The following is a 14,328-nucleotide window of genomic DNA, read 5'->3' on the forward strand; positions in this document are numbered from 1 at the left end:
AAAGACCAACATCCCCTTGGTTTTCAATTCTTTTTTGTAACTTTGCCTTGATTACTGTCAAAAGCGAAAAATATGGCAAGATTCATCAATCCCTTTACCGATGTCGGTTTTAAGCGCATCTTCGGGCAAGCCATCCACAAAGAATTGTTGATAGACTTCTTGAACGACTTGTTAGTAGGAGAAAAGCGGATAACGGACATCACATTCTTGGACAAAGAGCTGTTGCCGGACTTTTCCGGCGACCGGGGTGTCATCTATGACATATATTGTACGAATGAGGACGGTGAACAGTTCATCGTGGAAATGCAAAACCGTGAACAGACCTTTTTCCGTGAACGGGCTTTGTACTACCTCTCGCAGGCCATCGCCCGGCAAGGGGAACGGGGTGCCGAATGGAAATTCAACCTGAAAGCCGTGTATGGCATCTTCTTCATGAATTTCCACCTGTCCCACTCACCCGGCAAATTCCGCACGGACATCGTCTTGTCCGACCGGGATACGAACGAAGTGTTCTCCGACAAGCTCCGTTTCATTTTCCTGCAGCTCCCCTGCTTCACCAAGGAAGAAGATGAATGCCAAACTGATTTTGAACGTTGGATTTATGTACTGAAAAATATGGAAACATTTCAAAGACTCCCATTCAAAGCCCGTAAATCGGTGTTTGAAAAACTGGAACAAATCGTAGACATCGCTTCGCTCAGCAAAGAGGACCGCATGAAATATGACGAAAGCATCAAAGTGTACCGCGACCACCTTGCCGTGCTCGACTTCGCCAAGCAAGAAGGATTGGAACTGGGAATGCGGCAAGGAATGGTTAAAGGAATAGAACAAGGAATGGCCAAAGGAATAGCCAAAGGTATCGAACAAGGTAAAAACGAAGGGGAAATGAATGAACGCCTTAAGAATGCACGACGCATGAAAACCAAAGGATACCCCACCGATGATATTGCCGACATCACCGGACTGAGCGCGGAAGAAATCAATTCGTTATAAAATCCTTTTCGGCTTCGTCCTCCCATTATATTGTCGCGGCCTTTTACGTCCTTTCATTTTTTCTCCGTATCTTTGCAGCCGGAAACTTGATATTATGGCAGAAAACAATTCTATATTAGACAAATTGGAGGGGCTGGTAAGCCGCTACGAGGAGGTGGGCACTTTGATTACCGACCCGAATGTGATCAGCGACCAAAAACGCTACGTAAAGCTGACTAAAGAATATAAGGACTTGGGCGATATCATGAAAGCCCGCAAAGAATATATGGACAGCCTGCAAACGTTGCAAGACGCCAAGGAAATGCTAGCCATCGAAGACGACCCGGAAATGAAGGAGATGGCGCGCGAAGAAATGGCGGCCGCTGAAAAACATATCCCCGAAATGGAGGAACGCATCAAGTTGCTCCTCGTCCCGGCCGACCCGGAAGACGACAAAAATGTCATTATGGAGATACGGGGAGGAACGGGAGGAGACGAAGCCGCACTGTTCGCAGGCGACTTGTTCCGCATGTACACCAAATACTGCGAAATGAAAGGTTGGAAGATTGCTATCTCTAGCTTTACGGAAGGAGCTGCGGGCGGCTTTAAAGAAATCATCTTCAGCGTAACGGGAGAAAAGGTGTACGGCACGCTGAAATACGAATCGGGCGTACATCGCGTACAACGCGTACCGGCTACGGAAACACAAGGCCGTGTACATACTTCGGCCGCAACGGTGGCCGTACTGCCCGAAGCCCAAGAATTCGACGTGGAAATCAACGAGGGCGAAATCAAATGGGACACTTTCCGTTCCAGCGGCGCAGGCGGACAGAACGTGAACAAGGTGGAATCCGGCGTACGTGCACGTTATCTGTGGAAAAACCCCAATACGGGAGAGACCGAGGAAATCCTGATAGAATGTACTGAAACGCGTGACCAACCCAAGAACAAGGAAAGAGCTTTGGCACGCCTGCGCACGTTCATCTACGACAAAGAACACCAGAAATATATCGACGACATTGCCAACCGAAGGAAGACAATGGTGTCCACCGGTGACCGTTCGGCCAAAATCCGTACGTACAACTATCCGCAAAGCCGTATCACCGACCACCGCATCGGCTATAACATGCAGAACCTGCCTTCGTTCATGGACGGCAATATCCAAGACTGCATCGACCAACTGACCGTGGCGGAAAATGCCGAACGGATGAAAGAAAGCGAACTCTAAACGGTAAAGGACATGAAAAAGTTTTTCACCCGGCAGATTATCATAAAAAGCGTCGAGCAATGCTTGAAACGTTTTCCGGTCACGGTCGGCTTTACAGTATCGCTCGCTGTTTTCTTATTAGTAGTATGCTGGGGGAAAGACGAGTTGTTCACGGAACGTCAGACTTTCACCATTAATTATTATCTGACTGTAGGAAGTTTGCTCTCTCTCTCCCTTCGCCTATGGGGAGAGGAAGTGAAACGTAAACGTATCGTATACATCGCCAACGCGCTACTCCATTTGCTCCTATTAGCGGACGCCGGATACTTGTACCTATTGCCGGAAGACTTTCCTTTCTTGGAAACAGGACTTGCCCACGGTTCCGCCCTGACGGCTTTGGGATTAAGTATCTTCACACTTCCTTTTTTCCGTGAAAAAGACGATATTCCCTCATGGAATTTCACCCTACAACTGGTATCCCATGCCGTTACTTCATGGATAATCGGCGGTATCATGTGCGGCGGCCTCTGCCTGCTGACAGCATCCTTCTCCGGCTTATTCGGTTGGGAAGTAAATAGTAACTTCTATACCACATGGCTCATTGTGTTTTGCCTGACCTTACCCTCATTGCTGTTTTTAGGGCAAATCCCGGCCGGAGAAGCCAAACACGACCGTACCGGTTATACTTCTGCATACCTCAGCAAAGTGATTCGCTATCTGTTCCTTCCGTTATTGGGATGTTACTTATTGGTACTTTATGTCTACGCATTGAAGATTCTCGTCCAATGGCAATTACCGGACGGATGGGTTTCCTGGTTAGTCATCGCACTGACTGCGGGTTGCATCGGAGTAGAATTCTGCATGTACCCTTCTCTCCGCCAGGGACTTTCACGTTTCGAGCAACGTGTGGCGCGTGGGTTGCCCATCGCCATCCTGCCCCTGTTAGTACTGATGACTATCGGCATCGCCAGACGACTCAACGATTACGGCATCACGCTCAACCGCCTGTATCTTCTGACTCTGAACATCTGGTTTTACATAGTCTGTATCGGCTTATTCATTCTACGGGCACAGCGCATTCAATGGATTGCCGTGTCGTTTGCCGGCATCTTTCTGCTCACATCCGTACTTCCGGTAAATTATGCCCGGCTCACCCACCGTTACATGTTCCAGGCCTTATCAGTCCAAATCCAAACATCATATAAAGGGGAACTCCCCATGGACGAAGAGCAATATCTGGACTGGCTAGCATCGCTTCCGCAGGAAACAGCCCGGCTCACTAACAGCCGTCTCAAAATACTGGATTATACTTTCAAAGACAAAGAAATCCATCGTCTTGTCGCTCCCGACATCAATTATTGGGGAGCGGAGAAATGTATTAAAGAAAACTCCGAAGCGCATTTCAGCCAAAAGAAAAATGGTACGGAAGTCATAGCAAAAGGAACATACCTCCATTTTGAGGCATCATCGCCATCTTCTGTCAAAATGGAATTAAACACCGGATATTCGGAACTGGTCGCATATCATAAGAGCGAAGACTCCATCCCTTGCAAATATTGGAAAGAAGAAGTCATGCCTATAGAACTTACCGACGGGCATCAAGTGATAGACACGATATACGTCCACCCGTCCGACATCCGAAAATGGAGTGCCATGGATACGATTCCTCCACAAAAGTTCACCGGCAGGCAAAAAGACAATCTTTTTATCCTCACCGACTTCTCACTATCCGGATATGCAGGAGACAAGAACCTGAACTTTATTTATTCCGGTTATTATTTTATTCAAAAGAAAACGAACTAAAAAACATATACGACATGAACAAACAAGAGCTTTTTGAGAACATCAAACGGAAAGAATCTTTCCTGTGTGTAGGATTGGACACTGACATTCAAAAAATCCCCTCGCACCTGCTAAAGGAAGAAGACCCCGTTTTCGCCTTCAACAAAGCCATCATCGACGCCACCGCACCTTATTGTATCGCTTACAAGCCTAACCTGGCATTTTATGAAAGCATGGGCGTAAAAGGTTGGCTCGCATTTGAAAAGACGATTCAATACCTGAACAAGAACTACCCCGACCAGTTCATCATCGCGGATGCCAAACGGGGAGATATCGGTAATACCTCGGCAATGTATGCCCGTACTTTCTTTAAGGAAATGCAACTCGATGCCCTGACGGTAGCTCCTTATATGGGCGAAGACAGCGTAACCCCGTTTTTAGGTTATGAAAACAAATGGGTCATTCTTCTGGCTCTGACCAGCAACAAAGGCTCGCATGATTTCCAGTTGACGACTGACGCTGAAGGCGAACGTCTGTTTGAAAAGGTCCTGCGGAAAAGCCAAGAATGGGGCAACGACCAAAACATGATGTACGTAGTGGGTGCCACCCAAGGACGCATGTTTGAAGACATCCGCAAAATCGTCCCCAACCACTTCCTGCTCGTGCCGGGCATCGGTGCACAAGGAGGCTCATTGGAAGAAGTCTGCCAATACGGCTTGAACAGCACTTGCGGCTTGATTGTCAACAGCAGCCGGGCTATCATTTATGCCGATTCCACAGAAAGCTTCGCTGTCGTAGCCGGTGAAAAGGCACGTGAAGTGCAACAAAAAATGTCAGTGCAATTAAAAAAGTTATAAGCACAAAGTCATCATGTTATTATTTGACAGCCGTCTGGGAATCCAAATACCGGACGGCTGACTTTTATAAGCCCCATCCATATTTATATATCCTTTACTATACATCTTGGCTACGGGGAAAGGTGGCTTAAATCGGGCTTGCCGTTTATTTTATTATCTCAAAATATGGTGTAATTCGATTTTTTTTGCGAAATTTGCAAAATTAGTAATGACAATAACTAAAGACCATGGAATTTACCGCTAAGCAGATAGCAGAATTCATACAGGGTTCAGTTGAGGGAAATGAAAACGCATCGGTACATACTTTTGCCAAAATAGAGGAAGGTGTACCGGGAGCCATATCGTTTCTGTCCAATCCTAAATACACTCATTATCTCTATGACACACAGTCTAGTATTGTATTGGTGGACCGGAATCTTGAATTAGAAAAAGAAACCCAAGCCACGCTGATTCGTGTGGACAATGCATACGAGGCCGTAGCCAAATTATTGGCTTTGTATGAGATGAGCAAGCCCAAGAAAAAAGGCATTGATTCATTGGCATATATCGCACCTACGGCTCAAATCGACGGAGACTGTTACATTGCCCCTTTTGCTTATATCGGTGAAAACGTGCATATCGGTAAAGGTACACAAATATATCCCCATACCACCGTGTACGATAATGCTTCGGTGGGCGAAGACTGTGTACTATATTCCAATGTTTCGGTATATCACGATTGTAAAATCGGCAATCGGGTCATTTTGCATGCAGGCTGCGTAATCGGTGCGGACGGCTTCGGTTTTGCACCGACCGAGAACGGCTATGACAAAATTCCGCAAATCGGAATCGTAACCATAGAAGACGACGTGGAAATCGGTGCCAATACTTGTGTGGACCGTTCTACAATGGGATCCACGTTCGTACGCCGAGGAGTCAAGTTGGATAATCTGGTCCAAATTGCCCATAACGTAGAAGTCGGGGAAAATACGGTGATGTCAGCCCAAGTAGGCGTGGCCGGTTCTACTAAAATCGGGAAATGGTGCATGTTCGGCGGCCAAGTGGGTATCGCAGGGCATGCGGTCATCGGTGATGAAGTCAAATCCGGTGCCCAAGCCGGTATTGCCGGGAGCATACGCAAGGGACACGTTACCGTACAAGGTTCTCCTGCCATTGAAGCTAAAAATTTTGCACGTTCAAGTGTTGTGTACAAAAAACTGCCTGAGATGTATGCGGATGTGAACCATTTGAAAAAAGAAATAGAAGAATTAAAAGAAATACTGAATAAGAAGAAATAAAGAGCTATGCTGAAACAGAAAACATTGCAAGGAAGTTTTTCTTTGTGCGGCAAAGGATTGCATACAGGTCTGAATCTGACCGTTACATTCAATCCTGCTCCCGAAAACCACGGATATAAAATACAACGAATCGACCTGGACGGACGTCCCATTATTGACGCCGTAGCCGAAAATGTGGTAGAAACCACACGCGGCACCGTCTTGGGACGAGGAGAAGCCCGTTGCAGTACAGTAGAACATGCCTTAGCTGCTTTATACGCCATGGGAGTGGACAATTGCCTTTTGCAAGTCAACGGCCCTGAAGTTCCCATTCTGGATGGAAGCGCGGAAATTTACGTGGAGAACATCAAACGTGTAGGCATAGCCGAACAGAACGCAGTCAAAGACTACTATATCATCCGTAAAAAGTTAGAAGTCAAAGACGAGGAAACCGGTTCTTGCATTACAATCCTACCGGATGAACAGTTCAGCATCACGGCGATGATTTCATTCAATTCCAAAGTGCTTTCCAGCCAATTTGCCACTTTGGACAACATGGAGAATTTCGAATCTGAAATCGCCCCGAGCCGTACTTTCGTTTTCGTTCGTGAAGTAGAACAACTGATGGCTGCCGGTCTCATCAAAGGCGGAGACTTGGACAACGCGATCGTGATTTATGAGAATGAGATGTCTCAAGAAAAGTTGGACAAATTGGCCGACAGTATCGGAGTTCCCCATCATGATGCCACAGAAAAAGGATATTTGAACCACAAGCCTCTGGTATGGGAAAACGAACCGGCACGCCACAAATTGCTTGACATTATCGGTGACATGGCACTGATTGGCAAGCCCATCAAAGGGCGTATCATCGCTACCCGTCCCGGACATACCATCAATAACAAGTTTGCCCGCTTGATCCGCAAAGAAATTCGGGCGCATGAAATACAGGCTCCGGGGTACGACTGTAACGAACCGCCGGTAATGGATGTCAATCGTATCCGCGAACTTCTCCCCCACCGTTATCCCATGCAACTTGTGGATAAAGTTATAGAACTCGGACCTACGACCATCGTGGCTGTTAAAAACGTAACAAGCAACGAACCGTTCTTTACCGGACATTTTCCACAGGAACCGGTCATGCCCGGTGTGCTGCAAATCGAAGCCATGGCTCAAGCAGGCGGTCTTTTAGTGTTGAATTCGGTAGATGAACCGGAACGTTGGAGCACCTACTTCTTACGCATAGACCAAGTGAAATTCCGCCAAAAAGTGGTTCCGGGGGACACACTCCTTTTTAAAGTAGAACTGTTGGCTCCGGTACGTCATGGCATTTCGTCCATGCGTGGTTATGTGTTTGTGGGAGAAAGCATTGTGACCGAAGCTACGTTTACTGCACAAATCGTAAAAAACAAGTAAGATAGAATTTATGAGCAAAATAAGTCCTTTGGCTTTCATAGATCCGGAAGCTAAAATCGGTGAAAATTGCGAAATCGGCCCGTTTTGTTTCATTGACAAGAACGTGGAAATAGGCGACAATAACGTGTTGATGAACAGTGTAAGCGTACTATACGGAGCACGCATCGGCAACGGCAATGTCATTTTTCCGGGAGCTGTCATCAGTGCCGTGCCTCAAGATTTGAAATTCCGGGGAGAAGAAACCACAGCCGAAGTCGGTGACAATAACAAAATCCGTGAGAACGTAACAATCAACCGTGGTACGGCGGCAAAAGGAAAAACCTGCGTAGGCAGTGGTAATTTGCTGATGGAAAGCGTACATGTAGCCCACGATGCTTTCGTAGGAAACGATTGTATCATCGGCAACGGTACCAAACTGGCCGGTGAAATCATCATCGACGACCACGCCATCATCAGTGCCAACGTACTGATGCACCAATTCTGCCGTGTGGGTGGATATACGATGGTAGGCGGAGGTACACGTTTCAGCCAAGACATTCCACCTTATACTATATGTGCACGCGAGCCGGTTGCCTATTGCGGTCTGAATCTTGTCGGATTACGACGGAGAGGCTTTAGCAACGAACTGATAGAAAACATACATAATGCTTACCGCATTATTTACCAGGGGGGCGTACCTTTGAACGAAGCCTTGCAAAAAGTACGGGAAGAAGTGCCTGCCAGTCCGGAAATAGACTATATCATCGAGTTCATCGAAAACTCCAAAAGAGGATTTGTCCACTAAATATCATAAAAAGCCATGGTATACCGTTTTACCATTATCTCTAATGAAGTAGAAGATTTTATCAGAGAAATCAAAATAGATGCCGAGGCCACTTTTTACGACCTGCATCAGGCCATATTGTCTTCGTGCCACTATGCAGACAATGTGCCTACTTCTTTTTTCATCTGTAACCAAGAGTGGGAACAAGAACAGGAGATTCTGTTGGAAGACATGGGCACAAGCCGCTCGGACGAAGACCTGTATTTGATGAAAAAGACACGGCTCAACGAGCTGTTGGAAGACGAAAAACAACGTATGGTCTATGTTTTCGACCCGTTAGACAACCGTATGTTTTTCATTGAGCTGACTGAAATTAGTTTCAGAAAGACGCAGGAACAGCCGGTATGTAGCCGAAGCCATGGCGAAGCTCCGCAACAATCCATGGGTTTGGAAGAGTTCCTGAATAAGGAGACCACCAAACCCTCGGAAGATTTAAACGAAGATTTCTACGGAAGCGAGAGCTTCGACACAGAAGAATTCGACCCGGAAGGATTCGAGATCAGCGAAGGTAACCCTTATCATTGATTCATGAAGCCCCGACTTGTCGTATTGATAGGACCTACGGGAGTGGGCAAAACAGAACTCAGCCTTTCGTTGGCTGAGTTTCTTCATACTCCTATTATCAACGCGGATTCACGGCAACTATTCCGTGACCTGCCTATCGGAACCGCAGCACCAACTGAAGCGCAACAACAGCGTGTCAGACATTATTTCGTCGGCACACTCGGGCTAACGGACTATTATAGTGCGGCACAATACGAAACAGACGTACTTCGTTTGTTGGACGGCCTCTACTCCCAACATCCATACGCCCTACTGACAGGTGGAAGCATGATGTACATCGACGCGGTTTGCAAGGGTATCGACGACATTCCTACCGTAGACGAAGAAACCCGCCGCCTTATGTTGGAAAGATACGAAGAAGTGGGGTTGGAACAACTTTGCAAAGAGCTGAAACTGCTCGATCCGGAATACTACAACCTCGTAGACCACAAAAATCCCAAACGTGTCATTCACGCATTGGAGATATGCTACATGACGGGGAAACCTTATTCAAGCTTTCGCACCAACCAACCCAAGGCACGTCCGTTCGACATCCTTAAAATCGGATTAAGACGGGAACGGGAAGAACTATACGAACGTATCAACCGGCGCGTGGACCAAATGATAACAGACGGATTAGTGGAAGAGGCACGGAAAGTCATAGCCTATAGGCATACCAACGCCCTCAATACCGTAGGATATAAGGAAATATTCAAATACATAGACGGTTCCTGGACTTTGGAAACATCTGTGGAGAAAATCAAACAAAACACCCGCATTTACTCACGCAAGCAAATGACATGGTTCCGCCGCGACGAAAGCATTCATTGGTTTCATCCGGATGAAACGGAAGCCATAAAAAAACTCATGGAAAAAGAGATTATGCCATAAACTTTTTCTAAATTTGCTCCTATTAAACATCATTCAACCTACATAAGTCAAATCACATGAGTCGCATTCTTCAAAAGACAATCCATTGGTTGAAAAAGGCCGGAAGGGGATTCACCAACCTCTATCGAGGCCCTTGGTACAAGAAAACCGTGGTATGGGCCACCACCTGTGTCCTATCGGTTATTTTACTTCTCATTGCCGTTGACCTCAACTTTCTCTACCTGTTCGGGAAATCTCCCGGATTTAAAGACATTAAAAACCCGGTCACTAATGAAGCGTCCGAGATATACAGTGCCGACAGTGTACTTATCGGCCGTTTTTTCAGCGAGAACCGAACTCCGGTCGAGTACGAAGATATCTCCCCCATTATCATCCAGACCCTCATCGATACTGAAGACGAACGTTTTTACCGTCACCATGGTATAGACTTCCAAGGGCTTTTCGCAGCGGTAAAAGACATCGCAAGCGGACGTGCCCGCGGTGCCAGTACCATCACCCAACAACTGGCCAAAAACCTGTTCCGAGTACGCACACAATACTCAACCGGCCTTTTAGGCAAAATCCCCGGGGTGAAAATCTTAGTCATGAAAGCCAAAGAATGGATTGTAGCCGTAAAACTGGAAAGAATATTCAGCAAAGAAGAAATACTCACCATGTATTTCAACACCGTGGATTTCGGCAGTAATTCATTCGGCATCAAGACAGCATGCCGCACATACTTCAACACGACTCCCGACCAACTGACCTACGAACAAGCCGCCACACTGGTAGGCTTATTGAAGGCGACATCCAGCTATAACCCGAAGCTCAATCCCCAAAACAGTACCAAACGACGTAATGTGGTACTGACCAATTTGTATGACCACGGGCATATGGTCATCAATGGACACAAAGCCACCCGTGCACAACTGGACTCTCTCATGGCATTACCTATGATAGTCAGCCCGCGCAAGGAAGAAAGCAGTTATGACGGTATCGCACCTTACTTCCGTGCGACCCTGCCGGAGTATATCGACATGCTGTGCAAGAAAGGCGCGATAGCCGGCATAGATGAAGAAAACAAATTAGACCTCTATGCCGACGGTCTGAAGATATACACCACATTGGACACCCGTATGCAAAAATACGCGGAAGAGGCTGCCATCCAACAAATGGAGGTACTCCAACAACGTTTCAAGCAACATTGGGGCAACACAAACCCGTGGCAAGACGAAAGACACCGGGAGATTCCAAACTTTATCGAGGACTTAGCTAAAAAAACGACAGCATACAAATATCTCGAAACCCGTTTCCCCGACCAACCGGACTCCATCGCTTACTATCTGAATCTGCCCCACAAGGTCAAGGTATTCAGTTACGACGGTCCGAAAGAAGAAGAGATGAGCACCATGGACTCCATCCGTTATATGGTCAAATTCCTACATTGCGGTTTCGTAGCCATAGAACCGGACAGCCGCCAAGTCAAGGCATGGGTGGGCGACATCGACTTTGGCTCGTGGAAATACGACAAAGTCACCGCCATGCGCCAACCCGGTTCAACCTTCAAACTCTTTGTTTATGCAGAAGCGATGAACCAAGGACTGACCCCCTGCGACACCCGTATCGACGAATGGCAACAATACCCGGACACCGTAGACGGCAAACCTACCAAATGGACACCCCATAATGCCAACGGCACCTTCTCGGGAGCGGCGATGCCACTTAAATCGGCTTTCGCACAGAGTATCAATAGCGTGGCAGTCAAATTAGGTTATGAACTGGGCATCCACAACGTGGCACAGACCGCACATGCCATGGGGATCGAATCGCCGCTGCACGAAACTCCGTCGCTGAGCTTAGGTTCCTCCGATGTCAATCTGTTGGAACTGGTCAACGGCTACTGCACGGTCATTGACGACGGCAAGATGAATCCGCCCATTCTTATTACTAAAATTCTCGACCGCGACGGCAACATCATCTATGCAGCAGAACAGGAAGAGCAACAGGCAATCCCATACCGTTCCGCCTTCTTTATGCAGCGGCTTTTGCGGGGAGGCCTGACTGAGCCGGGCGGAACTACGGCTGCCCTGTGGAGCTACATCCACCCGGTACTGAAATACACCGATTTTGGAGGTAAAACCGGTACATCCAACAACCATTCCGATGCCTGGTTCGTGGGCGTAACGCCCAAGTTAGTCGCAGGAGGATGGGTCGGAGGAGAATACCGGAGCATACACTTCCGTACCGGAGCCTTAGGACAAGGCAGCCGGACGGCCTTGCCCATATTCGGCAACTTCATCCAAAAGGTTCTGTTGGACGACCGCTTCGCCCAATACCGTGCCAAGTTCCCGAAACAACCGCTCGAAGACATAGACCCCACCACGTACACATGTGAAAGCTATTACGCGCCACAAGAACCGGATTCGATCACGGCATCCTCAGATTCATTGGGCATAGCCCTTCCGGGGGATTCTTTACGCAACGATTCCTTGACACCATAGCCCCAAAGACTTGAAAGAAGAACTCGAAATAGACCTTCAGAATTCTGAATTCCAGAACACGCTGAAACTCATACAGTTTACCCGCAACTCGCTTTTCCTCACAGGCAAAGCCGGTACGGGTAAGTCCACTTTGCTGAAATATATCTGTAGCCACACACGGAAGAAGCACGTGGTATTGGCACCGACCGGCATAGCAGCCATCAATGCCGGAGGCAGCACCCTGCACAGCTTTTTCAAGCTCCCTTTTCATCCGCTCCTGCCCGATGACCCACGATTCAGTTTCCGCAAACTGAAAGAGTTCCTGAAATACAATTCTGCCCACCAAAAGTTAGTGCGTGAAACAGAACTGATTATTATCGACGAAATCTCAATGGTACGGGCGGACATCATCGACTTCATCGACCGCATCCTACGCCTCTACAGCCGTAACCTCCGTGAACCGTTCGGCGGAAAGCAGCTATTGCTTGTCGGGGACATATTCCAACTGGAACCGGTTGTCAAAGCGGACGAACGCGAAATCCTGAACCGTTACTACCCTACGCCTTATTTCTTCTCGGCCAAGGTGTTCCAGGAAATGAGACTGGTCTCCATAGAACTAAAGAAAGTGTACCGCCAAAAAGATGCCGCTTTCATCGCCGTACTCGACCATATCCGTACCAACCAAGCCGGAAATGCTGACTTGCAACTGCTCAACAGCCGTTGGAACCGGACGAACGACGACAAGCTGAGCCATGGACTGAATATCACCTTAGCCACCCGGAGGGACAACGTAGATTTCATCAACCGCCGGAAACTATCCGAGATAGACACCCAAAGCACACTCTTTAAAGGCGAAATACAAGGTGAATTCCCGGAAAGTTCACTCCCCACGCTGATGGAACTGGAACTTAAACCCGGCGCACAAGTCATTTTCGTCAAAAACGACCAAGACAAACGTTGGGTAAACGGAACTTTGGGTACCGTTTCGGCCATAGACGAGAAAAACGGCCATATCTACGTCATCACGGAAGACGGAACCGAAATGGAAGTCACCCGCGAGATATGGAGCAACGTGCGCTACACTTACAACGAACAAGAAAAAAAGATAGAAGAGGAAGAACTCGGCATCTTCCGGCAGTTCCCCTTGCGGTTGGCTTGGGCCATCACCATCCATAAGAGCCAAGGACTGACTTTCCGTAAAGTGACCATTGATTTCACCGGCGGTGTCTTCGCCGGAGGACAGGTATATGTAGCCTTGAGCCGTTGTACCTCATTGGAAGGTATATGCCTGAAAAAGGAAATATCCCGTTCGGATATTTTCGTCAAGCCCGAAATCATCAGGTTCGCCCAACAATTCAATGACGAAAAGGCTATCGAACAGGCCATGAAGAAAGCCAAAGCCGACATCGAATACCAAGCCTGCGTGCAGGCGTTCGACCGCGATGACTTCCGCGAAAGCCTCGACCACTTCTTCACAGCCATACACAGCAGGTATGACATCGAAAAACCGGCTATCAAACGGTTCATCTGCAGCAAGCTCAATATCATCAGCCGTCTCAAACGCGAGAACGAACAGTTGAAACGACAAATGACAGCCCAACGCAAGCAGATGCAGCAGTACGCCCATGAGTATTACGAACTGGGCAACGCTTCCATCCTTCAAGCCCACAATCTGCGAGCCGCTTTAGCCAATTACGATAAGGCCCTGTCGCTCGACCCGTCGCATGTAGACGCATGGATACGCAAAGGCGTCACACTGCAAGACCATGGGGAATACGAAGATGCACTCCAATGCTTCAACAGAGCCGCCGAACTCAGCACGGCCAATTTCAAAGTACACTACAACAGAGGGAAGAACCACTTGCTTTGCGAACGTACCGAACAGGCTGTCGCCGATTTCGACAAGGCAGTTTCCCTTAAACCCGAACACGCTAAAGCCCACGAACTTTTCGGAGACGCCCTGTCCCGTTCCGGCAAGGAAGAAGAAGCAGCCATCCATTGGGCCATTGCAGAAACGCTTCGGGAAAAGCGCAAGGGGCGTTAATCTTAGTTAATAAGCAGCCGGTTTACGCACACAAATAAAGCTATTTTCGTACATTTGACTGTTTATTAACCTATTCATTCC

The 14,328-nt window shown here is 47.8% G+C and carries 11 protein-coding genes; all 11 read left to right on the forward strand.

All coding sequences use genetic code 11. From position 1 onward, the window contains the following. The first annotated feature begins 72 nt into the window (after window positions 1–72). Window positions 73–993 (forward strand): Rpn family recombination-promoting nuclease/putative transposase, encoded by a 921-nt coding sequence (locus AC5RDV_RS06820; protein ID WP_130893330.1) that lies wholly within the window; start codon window positions 73–75, stop codon window positions 991–993. 94 nt (window positions 994–1,087) lie between these two features. Continuing rightward, window positions 1,088–2,200: a peptide chain release factor 1 gene (gene prfA, locus AC5RDV_RS06825; RefSeq protein WP_008624781.1), complete on the forward strand. Its 1,113-nt coding sequence runs from the start codon at window positions 1,088–1,090 to the stop codon at window positions 2,198–2,200. Window positions 2,201–2,212: 12 nt separating this feature from the next. Beyond that, complete coding sequence (locus AC5RDV_RS06830; protein ID WP_282748121.1) at window positions 2,213–3,982, forward strand: DUF4153 domain-containing protein; 1,770 nt, start codon at window positions 2,213–2,215, stop codon at window positions 3,980–3,982. A gap of 14 nt (window positions 3,983–3,996) precedes the next feature. Then, window positions 3,997–4,818, forward strand: a complete 822-nt coding sequence (pyrF, locus tag AC5RDV_RS06835) for an orotidine-5'-phosphate decarboxylase (RefSeq protein ID WP_282748122.1) — start codon at window positions 3,997–3,999, stop codon at window positions 4,816–4,818. 227 nt (window positions 4,819–5,045) lie between these two features. Next, window positions 5,046–6,095 carry a UDP-3-O-(3-hydroxymyristoyl)glucosamine N-acyltransferase gene (gene lpxD / locus AC5RDV_RS06840; protein WP_130893334.1) on the forward strand — a complete coding sequence of 350 codons (1,050 nt, stop codon included), beginning with the start codon at window positions 5,046–5,048 and terminating at the stop codon, window positions 6,093–6,095. A 6-nt stretch (window positions 6,096–6,101) separates the two neighbouring features. Then, window positions 6,102–7,487, forward strand: coding sequence for a bifunctional UDP-3-O-[3-hydroxymyristoyl] N-acetylglucosamine deacetylase/3-hydroxyacyl-ACP dehydratase (locus tag AC5RDV_RS06845; protein ID WP_008621132.1), 1,386 nt, complete (start codon window positions 6,102–6,104; stop codon window positions 7,485–7,487). A 10-nt stretch (window positions 7,488–7,497) separates the two neighbouring features. Beyond that, window positions 7,498–8,271 carry an acyl-ACP--UDP-N-acetylglucosamine O-acyltransferase gene (lpxA, locus tag AC5RDV_RS06850; RefSeq protein WP_282748123.1) on the forward strand — a complete coding sequence of 258 codons (774 nt, stop codon included), beginning with the start codon at window positions 7,498–7,500 and terminating at the stop codon, window positions 8,269–8,271. 15 nt (window positions 8,272–8,286) lie between these two features. Next, window positions 8,287–8,835: an IS1096 element passenger TnpR family protein gene (locus tag AC5RDV_RS06855; protein WP_130893336.1), complete on the forward strand. Its 549-nt coding sequence runs from the start codon at window positions 8,287–8,289 to the stop codon at window positions 8,833–8,835. 3 nt (window positions 8,836–8,838) lie between these two features. After that, the gene (gene miaA, locus AC5RDV_RS06860; RefSeq protein ID WP_130893337.1) at window positions 8,839–9,744 is read left to right on the forward strand and encodes a tRNA (adenosine(37)-N6)-dimethylallyltransferase MiaA; all 906 of its coding nucleotides are present in this window, start codon (window positions 8,839–8,841) and stop codon (window positions 9,742–9,744) included. Between the two features lie 56 nt (window positions 9,745–9,800). Continuing rightward, the gene (locus tag AC5RDV_RS06865) at window positions 9,801–12,224 is read left to right on the forward strand and encodes a transglycosylase domain-containing protein (protein ID WP_282748124.1); all 2,424 of its coding nucleotides are present in this window, start codon (window positions 9,801–9,803) and stop codon (window positions 12,222–12,224) included. A 10-nt stretch (window positions 12,225–12,234) separates the two neighbouring features. Continuing rightward, a complete protein-coding gene (locus AC5RDV_RS06870; RefSeq protein ID WP_282748126.1) occupies window positions 12,235–14,247 on the forward strand; it encodes a tetratricopeptide repeat protein in 2,013 nt (670 codons plus the stop codon). Window positions 14,248–14,328 lie beyond the last annotated feature (81 nt).

This window comes from Paraprevotella sp., assembly GCF_986071375.1.